Source organism: Pseudomonas sp. Q1 (assembly GCF_009935975.1).
GTDB classification, from domain to species: domain Bacteria; phylum Pseudomonadota; class Gammaproteobacteria; order Pseudomonadales; family Pseudomonadaceae; genus Aquipseudomonas; species Aquipseudomonas palleroniana.
The window spans coordinates 155,534-169,721 of sequence record NZ_QODI01000009.1 but is presented as its reverse complement, the minus strand read 5'-3'; the positions used below and the strand labels follow the sequence as shown (position 1 = coordinate 169,721).

13 protein-coding genes are annotated in these 14,188 nt (G+C 61.1%); 7 read left to right on the top strand and 6 right to left on the bottom strand.

The annotated features are described in order from the left end of the window. Positions 1–21: 21 nt before the first annotated feature. On the bottom strand, positions 22–762 hold the full coding sequence (locus DK870_RS16105; RefSeq protein ID WP_060756055.1) for a flagellar basal body rod protein FlgF: 741 nt from the start codon (positions 760–762) through the stop codon (positions 22–24). Between the two features lie 329 nt (positions 763–1,091). Then, positions 1,092–2,654: a sigma-54-dependent transcriptional regulator gene (locus tag DK870_RS16100; RefSeq protein WP_060756056.1), complete on the bottom strand. Its 1,563-nt coding sequence runs from the start codon at positions 2,652–2,654 to the stop codon at positions 1,092–1,094. A 256-nt stretch (positions 2,655–2,910) separates the two neighbouring features. Here DK870_RS16100 and phhA point away from each other — a divergent pair, with 256 nt between their 5' ends. From phhA to DK870_RS16085, 3 genes are all read left to right on the top strand, one after another. Beyond that, positions 2,911–3,702, top strand: coding sequence for a phenylalanine 4-monooxygenase (phhA, locus tag DK870_RS16095; protein ID WP_060756057.1), 792 nt, complete (start codon positions 2,911–2,913; stop codon positions 3,700–3,702). A 97-nt stretch (positions 3,703–3,799) separates the two neighbouring features. Next, positions 3,800–4,156: a 4a-hydroxytetrahydrobiopterin dehydratase gene (locus DK870_RS16090; RefSeq protein WP_060756058.1), complete on the top strand. Its 357-nt coding sequence runs from the start codon at positions 3,800–3,802 to the stop codon at positions 4,154–4,156. Further along, positions 4,156–5,349 (top strand): amino acid aminotransferase, encoded by a 1,194-nt coding sequence (locus tag DK870_RS16085; RefSeq protein WP_161549119.1) that lies wholly within the window; start codon positions 4,156–4,158, stop codon positions 5,347–5,349. The genes DK870_RS16090 and DK870_RS16085 overlap by 1 nt, the downstream gene beginning before the upstream one ends. 120 nt (positions 5,350–5,469) lie before the next feature. Here DK870_RS16085 and DK870_RS16080 read toward each other — a convergent pair whose 3' ends face one another. Next, positions 5,470–6,279 (bottom strand): UDP-2,3-diacylglucosamine diphosphatase, encoded by an 810-nt coding sequence (locus DK870_RS16080; RefSeq protein WP_060756060.1) that lies wholly within the window; start codon positions 6,277–6,279, stop codon positions 5,470–5,472. 137 nt (positions 6,280–6,416) lie between these two features. Between DK870_RS16080 and DK870_RS16075 the strand changes: the two genes are divergently transcribed. The 3 genes from DK870_RS16075 (at position 6,417) to DK870_RS16065 (ending at position 8,568) form a co-directional block, all read left to right on the top strand. Then, positions 6,417–7,166 carry an AraC family transcriptional regulator gene (locus DK870_RS16075; RefSeq protein ID WP_104994440.1) on the top strand — a complete coding sequence of 250 codons (750 nt, stop codon included), beginning with the start codon at positions 6,417–6,419 and terminating at the stop codon, positions 7,164–7,166. Between the two features lie 100 nt (positions 7,167–7,266). Then, complete coding sequence (locus DK870_RS16070) at positions 7,267–8,151, top strand: DMT family transporter (RefSeq protein WP_060756062.1); 885 nt, start codon at positions 7,267–7,269, stop codon at positions 8,149–8,151. A 132-nt stretch (positions 8,152–8,283) separates the two neighbouring features. Then, positions 8,284–8,568 (top strand): hypothetical protein, encoded by a 285-nt coding sequence (locus DK870_RS16065; RefSeq protein ID WP_060756063.1) that lies wholly within the window; start codon positions 8,284–8,286, stop codon positions 8,566–8,568. 47 nt (positions 8,569–8,615) lie between these two features. Here the strand turns inward: DK870_RS16065 and DK870_RS16060 are convergent, their stop codons facing one another. Then, the gene (locus DK870_RS16060; RefSeq protein ID WP_060756064.1) at positions 8,616–8,903 is read right to left on the bottom strand and encodes a SelT/SelW/SelH family protein; all 288 of its coding nucleotides are present in this window, start codon (positions 8,901–8,903) and stop codon (positions 8,616–8,618) included. 84 nt (positions 8,904–8,987) lie between these two features. Between DK870_RS16060 and DK870_RS16055 the strand changes: the two genes are divergently transcribed. Beyond that, positions 8,988–11,177 (top strand): patatin-like phospholipase family protein, encoded by a 2,190-nt coding sequence (locus DK870_RS16055; RefSeq protein ID WP_060756065.1) that lies wholly within the window; start codon positions 8,988–8,990, stop codon positions 11,175–11,177. A 212-nt stretch (positions 11,178–11,389) separates the two neighbouring features. On the opposite strand, the gene DK870_RS16050 is transcribed toward DK870_RS16055, so the two are convergent. Then, positions 11,390–11,824 carry a MarR family transcriptional regulator gene (locus DK870_RS16050; RefSeq protein WP_060756066.1) on the bottom strand — a complete coding sequence of 145 codons (435 nt, stop codon included), beginning with the start codon at positions 11,822–11,824 and terminating at the stop codon, positions 11,390–11,392. Positions 11,825–11,945: 121 nt separating this feature from the next. After that, positions 11,946–14,072, bottom strand: a complete 2,127-nt coding sequence (gene recQ, locus DK870_RS16045) for a DNA helicase RecQ (RefSeq protein ID WP_090369493.1) — start codon at positions 14,070–14,072, stop codon at positions 11,946–11,948. Positions 14,073–14,188: the final 116 nt, after the last annotated feature.

Below are 14,188 nucleotides of genomic sequence, written 5' to 3'. Positions count from 1 at the left end.
AGTCGTCAGTCGTCGCCGGCTTCAGCTCATCGATAGAACGCGAGTCATGGCCTGGTCGTCTTCCTTGGCGCTGTTCATCATCTTGATGTGCAGCTCGAATTGTTTGGAAAGCGCCAGCACCGAGGTCATCTCTTCCACCGCATTGACGTTGCTCGCCTGCAGGAAACCCGAGGTCAGCCTGACATTCGCGTCGGCCTGCGCCGGCTTGCCGTCCTTGGTGTGGATGGTGCCATCGAGGGCCTTGGTCATGTTCTTGAGGTCGGGCTGAACCATCTTGATACGGTCTACTTCCGCCATCACCCGTGGGCCTTCGCCCATGGCGCGGATACTGATGGTGCCATCGGCGCCCACTTCGATTTTCTGTTGGGGCGGCACGGCAATCGGGCCACCGTTGCCCATGATCGGCATACCGTTGCCGGCCCGCAGCACGCCCAGCGCATCCACATTCATGCTGGCGCTGCGCACGTAGGCTTCGCCGCCATCCGGGGTTTGCACGGCCATCCAGCCGTCGCCGCTGACGGCCACATCCAGGTCGCGGCCGGTTTCGATCATGGCGCCCGGGGAAAAGTCGGTGGCAGGCCGCTCGGTCATCGCAAATGCCCGTGCGGGAAAGCTGTCACCGAACACCGGCATCGAACGCGCCTGCTCCAGGTCACGTTGGAAACCATTGGTGGAAATGTTCGCCAGGTTGTTGGCATGGGCCTTCTGCGCCAGTGCATTCTGGCTGGCGCCGGTCATTGCCACATAAAGGTACTTGTCCACGCTCTTTCCTCTTTCTGACGGACGCTTGCCGCCCACCGCTGTACTGACGAGGCTTAAGCAATTTGCGAACCAACTTTTAAAAAGAACCTGAAGTCCAGGCGGGGCGGGGGTTTTCGGGGGTGTCTTTAAAATTCAGGATCAGGGAGTAGTCGGAAAAACGGCGGACTTATGCCGCCTGCGGCAAGCGCCGGTCTTATCGGCGATAGAGATCAAATGTGGGAGCGGGCTTGCTCGCGAATGCGGAGTGTCAGTCAGCACATGTGTAACTGGTCCACCGCATTCGCGAGCAAGCCCGCTCCCACAGTTTTAACCGCGCTGAGTCAGGCAGGTTATTTATCTGTCTTCAGGATTTCGTAATCACGCAGCTTATTGGCGATGGTGGTGTGAGACACCCCCAGACGCTTGCCCAATTGCCGGCTGCTGGGGTGCTCGGCGTACAGGCTTTCCAGCACCGCCTTCTCGAACCGCCCGACGATCTCTTCCAGGCCGCCGTCCAGGGAAAAATCGCCAAGCGGTTGACGCACGCCGTAGTCCGGCAAACGAATGTGCTCGGCCTTGACCGTGCCGCCATCACACAACGACACCGCCTGGAACAACACGTTTTCCAGCTGCCGCACATTACCCGGCCAATGGTAGTGACTGAGGCGATCCATGGCAGCCGGCGCCAACTTAGGCAATGCGCAGCCGATTTGCCGGCTGGCCTGATCGAGGAAGTGCTCGACCAACGGCGCCAGGCCATCAAGGCATTCGCGCAAGGGGGGGATGTGCAGGGACAGCACGTTGAGACGGTGGTAAAGGTCCTGGCGGAACTCGCCGCGCGCGCACAACTCGGACAAGTCCACCTGGGTGGCGCAGATCACGCGCACATCCAGGTACACCTCCTCGTCACTGCCTACGCGGCGGAAGCAACCATCCTGCAAAAACCGCAGCAACTTCACCTGCAAGCGCGCACTCATTTCCCCCACCCCGTCGAGAAACAGCGTACCGCCGGCCGTCAACTCCAACAGCCCCAACTTACCTTCGGCCCGTGCGCCTTCAAACGCACCAGGCCCGTAGCCGAACAGCTCGGTCTCGGCCATCGACTCCGGCAGGCCTGCGCAATTAAGCGCCATCAACGGCGACTGCCCACGCGGGCTCGCGAGGTGGCAAGCACGGGCCAGCAGTTCTTTACCGGTGCCGGTTTCCCCTTCTATTAATAGCGGCGCATCCAACGGTGCCATGCGCCGGGCTTCACGCACCACCGCAGCCATGACCTTGGAGCTCTGGAAAATACTGTCGAAGCCGCGCAGTTCCTGCTTGCGCACGTTGTAGATGCGTTCACCGACGCGGTCGGCACGGTGCAAAGTCAGCACCGCACCGGCCATGGCCTCGCTGTCATCGTGCTCGGACGATTGCAGCGGTGCGATGTCCGCCAGAAACACGTCACCCTTGACCTTGACCCGCAGGCCGTTGATCCGCGACTTGCTGGCGCGCACCAACTCCGGCAGATCGAAGTCTTCGGCATAACGCGACAACGGAATCCCCGGCACCTCGTCCACCCGCACCCCGAGCAACTGCGCGGCGGCACGGTTGGCGGCAACGATGGAACCGCCCATGTCGATCGACAACACCGGAAACTCCAGGGCGCCGAGCAGCGCGTTGAGTTCCATGTGCCGCCGTTCGCTGGGCATCAGCCCGACTCGCTTGACCCCGAACACCCCGGCAATCGCCTCGAATTGCGGGCGCAGCGCCTGGAATTGCATGTTCACAAGGTTGGGGCAAAACAGATAGATCGCGTTGCCATGCTCACCGCCGACTTCGCCCTTGGCGACGTTGACGCCGTACTCTACCAGCAGGTTGAGAATGTCCCGCAGGATGCCGATACGGTTCTGGCAGTGCACTTTGATACGCATGAAAGGGCTCGAAAAGTGGGAAGGCGCCGCGTCTTTTTGTCACTGTGCGCAGATATTCGTCAAGATTATGTGACACCTTGCGCACGTTTCACAGCCCAGCGCAAAGATTAGCCCTACAGCTGTAACGAATATTTTACGAAAATCGGTATATTTTCCTACGCATCACCGCTGAAGGTAGGTGGAATCCAACGCCCAGCGGGTTATCAATAGCTCATCGCAGGACATAACAAGAACGAATGCCTAGCAGGAGAGCCGTATGAAGCAGACGCAATACGTGGCCCGCGAGCCCGATGCGCAAGGTTTTATCCACTACCCGCCGGAAGAACACGCGGTGTGGAACACCCTGATCACGCGCCAGTTGAAAGTGATCGAGGGCCGCGCCTGCCAGGAATACCTGGACGGCATCGACAAGCTCGGCCTTCCGCTGGATCGCATCCCGCAACTGGGTGAGATCAACCAAGTGCTGGCCGCAACCACCGGCTGGCAAGTCGCCCGCGTACCGGCATTGATCCCCTTCCAGACCTTCTTCGAACTGCTCGCCAGCAAGCAGTTTCCAGTGGCGACCTTTATTCGTACCCGTGAAGAACTGGACTACCTGCAAGAGCCGGATATCTTCCACGAGATCTTCGGCCACTGCCCGCTGCTGACCAACCCCTGGTTCGCCGAATTCACCCACACCTACGGCAAGCTCGGCCTGGCGGCCACCAAAGAGCAACGGGTATACCTGGCGCGCCTGTACTGGATGACCATCGAGTTCGGCCTGGTAGACACGCCGCAAGGCCGACGCATCTACGGGGGTGGCATTCTGTCTTCGCCCAAGGAGACGGTGTACAGCCTGTCGGACGAGCCCGAGCATCAAGCCTTCGACCCGCTGGAGGCCATGCGCACCCCCTACCGTATCGACATCCTGCAACCGCTGTATTTCGTACTGCCTGAGCTCAAGCGCCTGTTCGAAGTGGCGCAGGAAGACATCATGGCCATGGTCGAGCGCGGGATGCAGTTGGGCCTGCATGCGCCGAAATTCCCGCCCAAGCCCAAGGCTGCGTGAACCTCATCGATTAAGGCCAGGTGAGTCTGTTCCCTGGCCCCGCGTTGCTTTAGGGTGACGCTACTGACCTTCAAACATTCGAATTCAGGACACCCCCATGACCAACTTGAACCAAGCCCACTGCGAAGCCTGCCGCGCCGACGCCCCGCAAGTCAGCGATGAAGAGCTGCCGGTACTGATCAAGCAGATCCCCGACTGGAACATCGAAGTCCGCGACGGTGTGATGCAGCTGGAAAAGGTTTTCCTGTTCAAGAACTTCAAGTTCGCCCTCGCCTTCACCAATGCCATGGGTGAAATCTCCGAAGCCGAAGGCCATCACCCAGGCTTGCTTACCGAGTGGGGCAAAGTCACCGTGACCTGGTGGAGCCACTCCATCAAGGGCCTGCACCGCAACGACTTCATCATGGCCGCACGCACTGACGAAGTGGCCAAGACTGCCGAGGGCCGCAAGTAATGCACTTCGATGCCATTGGCCGCGTGCCCGGCGACCCGATCCTCGGACTGATGGACCTGTACGCCCAGGACACCCACCCGAACAAGTTCGACCTGGGCGTGGGCGTCTATAAGGACGACCAGGGCCTGACGCCGATCCCTCATTCGGTCAAGCTGGCCGAGCAACGCCTGGTGGACACGCAGACCACCAAGACCTACATCGGCGGGCACGGCAACCCTGCGTTCGGCAGCCTGATCAGCGAGCTGGTGCTGGGCGCCGATTCCCCGCTGATCCGTGAACGCCGTGCCGGCGCCACCCAGACCCCTGGTGGCACCGGTGCCCTGCGCTTGAGCGCCGACTTTATCGCCCACAGCCTGCCCGGTCGCGGCGTGTGGCTGAGCAACCCGACCTGGCCGATCCACGAAACGATCTTCGCCAAGGCCGGGATCAAGGTCAGCCATTACCCCTATGTGGGCACTGACAATCGCCTGGATGTGCAGGCGATGCTCGCCACCCTGTCGACTGTGCCCAAGGGCGACGTCGTGCTGCTGCACGCCTGCTGCCATAACCCGACCGGGTTCGACCTGTCCCAGGAGGATTGGCGCCAGGTGCTGCAGATCGTGCGCGAGCGCCACTTGCTGCCACTGATCGACTTCGCCTACCAGGGCTTCGGCGACGGCCTGGAGCAGGACGCCTGGGCAGTGCGGCTGTTTACCGCCGAGCTGCCTGAGGTACTGATCACCAGTTCCTGCTCGAAGAACTTCGGCCTGTATCGCGACCGTGTCGGCGCCTTGATCGTGTGCACGGCAGACGCCGAGAAACTCACGGATGTGCGCAGCCAACTGGCGAATATCGCACGCAACCTATGGTCGACGCCGCCGGATCATGGTGCGGCAGTGGTCGCGACTATCCTGGGTGACGCTCAACTTAAAAAGGTGTGGAGCGACGAAGTCGAAGCCATGCGCTCGCGGATTGCCCATTTGCGCGCGGGCTTGGTCGAGGCATTGGCGCCCCATGGCTTGGCCGAGCGGTTTGCGCATATCGGCGCGCAGCGCGGGATGTTTTCCTATACCGGCTTGAATGCCGAACAGGTGAAACAACTGCGCGAGAAGCACAGCGTGTACATGGTGAGTTCGGGGCGTGCCAGCGTTGCAGGGATTGATGCCAAGCGGCTGACCCTGTTGGCCCAGGCCATCGCCGACGTTTCCAACTGAAGAAACCCGGACTGAAAATGTGGGGCTTGCTCCCGATGGCTGTCTTTCAGCAACTGAAGTGCTGACTGACACAGAGCTATCGGGGGCAAGCCCCCTCCCACATTCGGACAGGGTTGAACACTAGCCGGCAACCATCTCGGCTTTGAGCTGCGCCTCTTTCGCCTGCGCATCCGCCAAGCGGTACAACTCGATACTCCCATCCCAGTGCTCGATCAACGCCGTGCACGACTCTACCCAGTCCCCGCAGTTGAGGTAGTCCACCTCGCCCACCTTGCGAATTTCGGCATGATGAATATGCCCGCACACCACGCCATGCAGCTCGCGCCGGGTCACTTCGTGGGCAATCGCTTCTTCGAAATCGCTGATAAAACTCACCGCCGTCTTGACCTTATGCTTGAGGTAGGCCGACAGCGACCAGTAGCCATAGCCATACCGCGCGCGCCAGTGGTTGAGCCAGCGGTTCAGGGTCAGGGTAAATTCGTAGGCCGAGTCGCCGAGGAACGCCAGCCAGCGGTGGTAACGGGTGATCACGTCAAACTGATCGCCGTGGATCACCAGCAGATGGCGACCATCAGCGGTCACATGCACCGCTTCATCCACCAGTTGGATATTGCCCAGGATCAGCTTGGAATAGCGGCGCAGGAATTCGTCGTGGTTGCCGGTGACGTAAATCACCTCGGTGCCGCGCTTGGCCATGGTCAGCAGGCGCCGGATCACATTGGTATGGGCCTGGGGCCAATACATGCCGCCGCGCATCTTCCAGCCGTCGATGATGTCGCCGACCAGGTACACCTTATCGGCGTGGTACCCCTTGAGGAACTGCGACAGGTGTTCGGCCTGGCAATCCCGGGTGCCCAGGTGCACGTCGGAAATCCATAGGGTACGAACCCGTTGTTTGCGGCTGGGTCTGGCGAACTCGGCACTGGTCATGGGCATCCCTCGACGGTGTTTTCGCGAGCTTGCGCCCTCGCGATTAATAGCCCATGACAGCTTTGCGTCAGTGCGATGACAGCGCCGGGCACCTGCGAAGCGTTGTAGACTGCGCACTTGTTGCTCTGGAGACCGCGATGAGACCGTCCCTCACGCTGCGCCACTACGTCGAAGCCCCCCTCGCCCACAGCCATGACCATGCGCAATTGGTGTTCGGCCTGTCCGGGCATTTGGACCTGGAGGTGGATGGCCGTGGCAGCCAGGTGCACGAAAGCAGCGTGATGGTGCTGCCCTTCAACGCCCATCATGCCTGCGGCAGTCGCGACGGCAGCCGCTGCCTGGTGCTGGATGTGCCGACTGAGCACTGGCTGCTGCAATCTCTGGGCGAACACGCCGATGCCAGCCGCCGCCTGCTGGATCAGCCGACGCGCCTGGCGCTGGATGCCCGGCAAAACCAGTTGGTGCAATGGCTGGCCCACAGCCCGGTGGAAGACCCGTTGATTGTCCAGCAAGGCGCCGTGTTGCTGCTCGCCAGCCTCAATCATCCGCAGGCCCAGCCCTTGCCTGGCCGACGCCTGCCGTATGCAGCGTTCAATGCGCATATCGAGCGGCACGTCGCGCATCCCCTGCAAGTGGCGGACCTTGCGCGAATTGCCGAGCTGTCGGTGGCGCGCCTGCATGCGCGCTTCATGGCCGAATGCGGGCAGACGCCGATGGACTACATTCGCACCCGCCGCCTGCAGAAGGCGTTGAAGCTGCTGCGCGAGACCGTGCTGCCTATCGGAGAAATCGCTGATTGCGTCGGCTACAGCTCACAAAGTGCGTTTGCCGCCGCGATGCTGCGGGAGTTCGGCGCATCGCCCGGCAGGTTGCGTCGCTCATCCTAGGGAAGAGCCTTGCGATAAAAATCGCGAGCCGCACGACAGACGCCCCCCTCGGCAACCCTCTAGACTGCGTTTCTGTTACCCGTCGGTTCAAAGGATCGCAATGACTCCCCGCTCAGCCCTCGGCGCCCTGCATATTGGCGCATTGATGTTTGGCCTCACCGGTGTTTTCGGCAAACTGGCGGCCGCCTCGCCGGCCATCATCGTGTTTGGCCGTGCCGTGTTTGCCGTGATCGCCCTGGCCCTCTTCGCGCGGCTTGCCAGCAACACGGCCTGGAAAAGCCTGGAGCTGCGCGACTGGCGTCGCTTGCTGGTCAGCGGCGTGCTGCTGGCGGCGCATTGGGTGACCTTTTTCATGGCGGTCAAGGTGGCGGGGGTCGCCGTGGCGACCTTGGGGTTTACCGCATTCCCGGCGTTTACAGTGATCCTCGAAGGGTTGATCTTCCGCGAGCGCATTCGCCCCAGTGAATGGCTGCTGGTCGCGCTGGTCAGCGTTGGCCTGGTGCTGGTGACGCCGGACTTCAACCTCGCCAGCGAAGCCACGGGCGGGTTGCTGTGGGGCATCGCCTCCGGCCTGCTGTTTTCCCTGTTGTCACTGAACAACCGCGCCAGTTCCGGGCGGATTCCTGCGGTACAGGCGGCGCTGTGCCAAAACATGGTGGTAGCCGCCTGCCTGTTGCCCGTGGCCGCGCCAGGGCTGGCGGATGTGCGAGCCATCGACTGGCTCTGGATCGGACTGCTGGGCGTGTTCTGTACCGGCCTGGCCCACAGCCTGTTCGTCGCCAGCCTCGCCGTCATCAAGGCGCGCACCGCCTCGGTGGTATTCGCCATGGAGCCGGTCTACGGCATCACCGTGGCCTGGTTGCTGTTTGCCGAGACCCCAACGCTGCGCATGCTGCTGGGCGGTGCGCTGATCATCGCCGCCATCGTGCTCTCCGGCTTGATGGGCAGCGCCAGCCAGGCCAAGCAGCCCGCGGCTACGGCCTGATCTATACTTCAAACATCCGCAACAGTCGGTAGTCGTTCAACGGATAAAAGACACCTCGACGACAGCCATGGCCGTTTCTGAAGTTGCTGCACGCGAGTGGTCACTCCCTTTACGCGATGCAGGGGTTTCACCATGGAAATGTTCATCAGTTTATTGGTTCAGATCATCAGCGGTGCCATCGGCGGCAACCTGGCCGGCATGACCCACCAGAGCCTCGGCAGTACCGGGCTCAACTCAATGGTTGGCGGCTTGGGCGGGCTGGTACTAGGCCAGTTGCTCTCCTGGCTGCTTGGCGCACCGGCAGGCGACGCACTGAACGTTGCGGCGCTCGGCAGCAACATCGTCGGGAGTGGCTTCGGCGGCCTGGTGCTGACGTTTATCATCGGTTTCATCAAGAACAAAATGGCTGCCAAATAGCAGCGCCACGCGGGGTCACCGTTCGTAGGTGGCGGTGACCTCGGTATTCAGGATGCCCGATCGTTATGGCCCAGGTCGCGTTGTGGGTCGATCTGGTCGCGTACGCGCTGCTTGAGTACCTTGGCCTCCGGGAAGCCCCCATCCACCTTGCGCTCCCAGATCTGCACGCCCTCACAGGTGATGCGAAAAACGCCGCCGGTGGCCGGCTCCAGTACTACACGCCCCAGGTCGTCGGCAAAGGTGCTCAACAACTCCTGGGCCAGCCATGCCGCGCGCAACAGCCACTGACACTGGGTGCAATAGGTGATGACGATCTCGGGTTTGCTTGCAGACATAATTTGAGAGGTTCCTGACGTAACGGGCTCGGAAGATCGAGTGGCTATAATACCGACCTTTATCGCCCAGCCTTGAGATTCATGATGCGCCGCCTGCTGTCTTGTCTGTTTCTATGTCTGCTCCCCCTCCTCGCCAACGCCGTTGAGACGCCCCGCCCCAAGATCGGCCTGGTGTTGTCCGGCGGTGCCGCCCGTGGTCTGGCGCATATCGGCGTGCTCAAGGCACTGGAGGAGCAGGGTATCCAGATCGATGCGATTGCCGGCACCAGCATGGGCGCAGTGATTGGTGGGCTTTACGCATCAGGCTATAAAATCGATGAGCTGGAAAAACTCGCGCTCGATATCGATTGGCAACAGGCACTGTCCGATGCACCCCCACGGGAAGATGTGCCGTTTCGCCGCAAACAGGATGATCGCGACTTCCTGGTCAAGCAGAAGCTCAGTTTTCGCGACGACGGCAGCCTTGGCCTGCCACTGGGCGTGATCCAGGGCCAGAACCTGGCGTTGTTGCTGGAAAGCATGTTTGCCCACACCAGCAACATCCGCAATTTCGACAAACTGCCCATTCCTTTCCGTGCCGTGGCCACCGACATCACCACCGGCGAGAAAGTGGTGTTCAACAAAGGCCACCTGCCTCAGGTGATACGCGCCAGCATGTCGATCCCTGCGGTGTTCGCCCCCGTGGAACTGGACGGCCGGCTGCTGGTGGACGGCGGCATGACCGACAACATCCCGCTGGATGTGGCGCGAGAAATGGGCGTCGACATTGCCATCGTGGTGGACATTGGCACCCCGCTACGCTCACGCAAGCAACTGGCGACGGTGGTAGATGTACTCAACCAATCCATCACCCTGATGACTCGGCGAAACTCCGAAGAGCAACTCAAGGCCCTGCATCCCAAGGATGTACTGATCCAGCCGCCGCTGGCGGCCTACGGGGTGACGGATTTCGGTCGCGCCAGGGACATGATCGATGCCGGCTACCGCGCCACTCGTGCCCTCGACGTCCGTCTGGCCCACCTGCGCCCCGCAGCCCCCGTGGACCCGCAACTGGTGAGTGCCCGCACACCGGGCGAACGCACGCCGATCATCACCGCGATCCAAGTGGAGAACGACTCGAAAATCAGCGATGACGTGATTCGCTACTACATCCGCCAAGCCTTGGGTGAACCGCTGAACCTGGGTCGCCTGCAAGCGGACATGGGCACTTTGTACGGCCTGGACTACTTCGAGCAGGTGCAATACCGCGTGGTCAAGAAAGGTCACGACAACACCCTGGTGATCAGCGCACGGGGCAAGCGCAGCGGCACCGACTACTTGCGCCTGGGCTTGAACCTGTCGGATGACCTACGCGGTGACAGTGCCTTCAACCTCGGCGCCAGCTACCGCATGAATGGCATCAACCGGCTTGGCGCCGAATGGCTGACACGGGTACAGATCGGCGATCGCCAAGAGTTGTACAGCGAGTTCTACCAGCCAATGGACACCGGCTCACGCTATTTCATCGCGCCTTATGTCAGGGCCCAGGCGCAGAACGTTGAACTGATTCTGGACAACGACCCCATCTCCGAATATCGCCTGGAGCGTTACGGTTTCGGCCTGAACGTAGGGCGGCAGATCGGCAACAGCGGCGAGATCCGCTTCGGCGTCGGGGAAGCCTGGGGCAAGGCGGACGTGCGCATCGGTGACCGGGACCTGCCGAGCGTAAGTTTCAGCGAAGGCTTCTATGAACTGAAGTACTCGTTCGACTCCCTGGATAACGTGTACTTCCCCCACTCCGGCGAAGACATCGGCCTGGCCATCCGCGAATTCGAGCCCGGCCTGGGTTCGGACCAACGCTACCGCCAATGGGAATTCAAGCTGGACAAAGCCATGAGCCACGGCCCGGACACGCTGATACTGGGCGGGCGTTATGGACGCACCCTGGATAAATCCGATGTAGTGATTTCCAGCTTCCTGCTCGGTGGCGCACGACAACTGTCGGGCTTTCGCGAGGATGCTATCTCGGGCCAGAACATCGCCCTGATGCGGGCAGTGTACTTCCGCCGCCTGACGCCGCGTTCGTACCTGCCGCTGGACTTCCCGCTGTACCTCGGCGCGTCAGTGGAACGCGGGCGGGCGTGGAACAACGACAACCAGTTCGACAGCGGGTACATCAACGCCGCGAGCGTTTTCCTCGGGTTTGATACACCGCTGGGGCCCCTGAATTTCAGCTATGGGTTCAATGATGACAAGCAGCAGGCGGTGTACCTGAACCTGGGGCAGACCTTCTAGCTTGGTAGTGAGCGGGCTTGCCCTAATGCCAGTCAGTTAAGGCTTAACGCTGTCACTGTGGGAGGGGGCTTGCTCCCGATAGCGGTGGGTCAGTCGATAAACTGCTGACTGGCACACCCTCATCGGGAGCAAGCCCCCTCCCACAAGTTATTCATCGTCCGTTCTATCGCTTAACTGACTGGCATAGAGCAAGCCCGCTCACTACAGCCGGGTCAGGACTTTTCCAGGTTCGCCAGGATGTGCCCATGTACACGCATGCACACGCGCATGTCCTCTTCATCCACGCCCACAAACAGTTCATGGCGCAAGGCCGTGGCGATGGTTTCGATCTGATCGATCAGCGGCCGGGCGCTATCGCACAACAAGATGCGCTTGGCGCGGCGGTCTTCCAGCACCGCCTGGCGCTGGACCAGGCCCTGGCTTTCCAGGCTGTCGAGCAGGCGCGCCAGGGTCGGCCCTTCTACCCCGACGCTTTGTGCCAGCTCACGCTGGGTGGGAGCTTCTTCAAAACGGGCCAGGTGCAACAGCACCAGCCAACGCGCCTGGGACAAGCCCAGCCCCGCCAGGCGACGGTCCAGTTCGGCGCGCCAACCTCGGGACATTTGCGCCAACTGCATGCCAAAACGGTGTTGATCGGTTAACGGCATAAAAAACTCATAATTTAGACTGAAAATAAAGTGTGGCTAATTATTAGTCAGCTAAGCATGAGCCATGCCAGTAGGCAAGCCTCGCTATGTACTGATTCGTTACATTGTCGCAATTGGCACACTAAATCTCGAATTCAGACTGCAAAGCGGCACGCACACAGTACAGAACACCCTCCGGTACACGCCCGATAAACAGCGGCGCAATTTCAGCAACCGATGGCAACTCGCCTTCACCGTCCAGGAACGCATCCTGGATTTCACCGAGCAAATCTTCCGGCAAATCAAGGGCCTGCTCCAACGACAATTGCTGCTTGCCGATGGACTCGGCGAGCAAGGTATAGACGTTCTTTTCCGAACACTGCAACTGCCCGGCGATCTGAATCGGGGTCATCCCGGCACGGGCCAGGCTGATCAGCTCATGACGAATATCGGTGACTTCCTTCGGTGCTTCGGCCTCGCCACCGAGCACTTCCAGGAAAGCCTGGCCATAACGTTCCAGCTTGCGCGCACCGACGCCGCTGACCCTCGCCATTTCGGCCAGGGTGGTGGGTTGCTCACGCAGCATTTCCAGCAACGTGGAGTCGGGGAAAATGACATAAGGCGGCACGCTGTGTTCCTGCGCCAGTTTGCGGCGCAGGGTGCGCAAGGCTTCCCATTGCTCGCGCTCCTCGCCACGCACCAGTTGGCTGGCCTGGCTGGTACTGCTCTTGGCAGTGGCCTGCGGCTTGAGGTCGCGGCGCAGCTCCAGGCTCACTTCGCCCTTGAGCAACGGCCGGCAGCTGTCGTTCAAACGCAGGCCGCCGAAACCCTCAATGTCGATATCCACCAGGCCACGCGCAACCATCTGACGAAACAACGAACGCCACTCGCCTTCGGCACGCGCCTTGCCGACACCGTAGACCGAAAGTTTCTCGTGCCCGAAGCTGCGTATCTTTTCGTTGTCCTTGCCCAGCAATACATCCACCAGATGGCCCACGCCATAACGCTGGCCGGTTCGGTAGATGGCGGACAGGCCCTGACGCGCCGGCTCGGTAGCATCCCAGGTCTGCACCCCATCCACGCAATTGTCGCAATGGCCGCACGGCTGCGGCATGTCTTCGTCGAAATAGGCGAGCAGCGTCTGGCGGCGGCAGCGGGTCTCTTCACACAGCGACAGCATGGCGTCGAGCTTGTGCTGCTCCAGGCGCTTGTGGCGCTCATCGCCTTCGGAGTTCTGCAGCATCTGCTTGAGCATCACCACATCTTGCAGACCGTAGGCCATCCAGGCATCCGCCGGCAGGCCATCACGGCCGGCACGACCGGTTTCCTGGTAATACGCCTCGAGGGATTTGGGCAGGTCCATATGAGCCACGAAGCGCACGTTGGATTTGTCGATGCCCATGCCGAACGCGATGGTTGCCACCATGATCAGGCCTTCCTCGTTGAGGAAGCGCTTCTGGTGGTAAGCCCGCAAATCGTTGGGCAGGCCGGCGTGGTACGGCAGCGCCGGGTAGCCTTGCTCACACAGGAACGCCGCCACCTCATCGACTTTTTTGCGCGACAGGCAGTAGACAATGCCCGCATCGCTGCGCCGCTCGGACAGGAATGCCAGCAGTTGCTTGCGCGGCTGCTCCTTGGGCACGATGCGGTAGAAAATATTCGGCCGATCGAAACTCGACAGGAAACGCTCGGCGTTCTGCAGGTGCAGACGCTCGACGATTTCTTCGCGGGTACGTTTATCGGCGGTGGCGGTCAGGGCGATACGCGGCACGTCGGGGAACAGCTCGGCCAATTGGCCCAACTGCAAATATTCACGGCGAAAATCATGACCCCATTGCGACACGCAGTGAGCTTCATCGATGGCGAACAGGGCAATTTCCAGGCTCTGCAGGAAGGCCAGCATGCGCGGCTGCACCAGCCGCTCGGGAGCCAGGTAGAGCATCTTCACTTCGCCACGCCGGATACGAGCCGCCAGGTCGCGCTGCTGTTCGGCGCTGAGGGTGGAGTTCAAGGACGCGGCGGCGACGCCGAGTTCTTCGAGCGTGGCGACCTGGTCATCCATCAAGGCGATCAACGGCGACACCACCACCGCCAGGCCGTTGCGCAACAAGGCCGGCACCTGGAAGCACAATGATTTGCCGCCACCGGTAGGCATCAGCACCAGGGCGTCGCCGCCACTGGCCACGCGCTCAATGATCGCACCCTGGCGGCCACGAAAACTTTCGTAGCCGAAGATGTCCTTGAGGACGCGTTGAGCCTGCTCGAGCATGTAAAACTCCAAAATAGTGCCGAAATCCCTCTGTACAGGCTGGCCGAGAAAAGACGATTTCACGGAAAATAATCCGTAAGCGAAGTTTTCTCGGAGGGGCGCTTGGCCTGCGGGGC

Excerpts from the sequence above, each read along its gene's own strand:
- DK870_RS16100 (WP_060756056.1), bottom strand. The coding sequence starts at position 2,654 with ATGCGTATCAAAGTGCACTGCCAGAACCGTATCGGCATCCTGCGGGAC.
- phhA (WP_060756057.1), top strand. The coding sequence starts at position 2,911 with ATGAAGCAGACGCAATACGTGGCCCGCGAGCCCGATGCGCAAGGTTTT.
- DK870_RS16090 (WP_060756058.1), top strand. The coding sequence starts at position 3,800 with ATGACCAACTTGAACCAAGCCCACTGCGAAGCCTGCCGCGCCGACGCC.
- DK870_RS16085 (WP_161549119.1), top strand. The coding sequence starts at position 4,156 with ATGCACTTCGATGCCATTGGCCGCGTGCCCGGCGACCCGATCCTCGGA.
- DK870_RS16080 (WP_060756060.1), bottom strand. The coding sequence starts at position 6,279 with ATGACCAGTGCCGAGTTCGCCAGACCCAGCCGCAAACAACGGGTTCGT.
- DK870_RS16075 (WP_104994440.1), top strand. The coding sequence starts at position 6,417 with ATGAGACCGTCCCTCACGCTGCGCCACTACGTCGAAGCCCCCCTCGCC.
- DK870_RS16070 (WP_060756062.1), top strand. The coding sequence starts at position 7,267 with ATGACTCCCCGCTCAGCCCTCGGCGCCCTGCATATTGGCGCATTGATG.
- DK870_RS16065 (WP_060756063.1), top strand. The coding sequence starts at position 8,284 with ATGGAAATGTTCATCAGTTTATTGGTTCAGATCATCAGCGGTGCCATC.
- DK870_RS16060 (WP_060756064.1), bottom strand. The coding sequence starts at position 8,903 with ATGTCTGCAAGCAAACCCGAGATCGTCATCACCTATTGCACCCAGTGT.
- DK870_RS16055 (WP_060756065.1), top strand. The coding sequence starts at position 8,988 with ATGCGCCGCCTGCTGTCTTGTCTGTTTCTATGTCTGCTCCCCCTCCTC.
- DK870_RS16050 (WP_060756066.1), bottom strand. The coding sequence starts at position 11,824 with ATGCCGTTAACCGATCAACACCGTTTTGGCATGCAGTTGGCGCAAATG.
- recQ (WP_090369493.1), bottom strand. The coding sequence starts at position 14,072 with ATGCTCGAGCAGGCTCAACGCGTCCTCAAGGACATCTTCGGCTACGAA.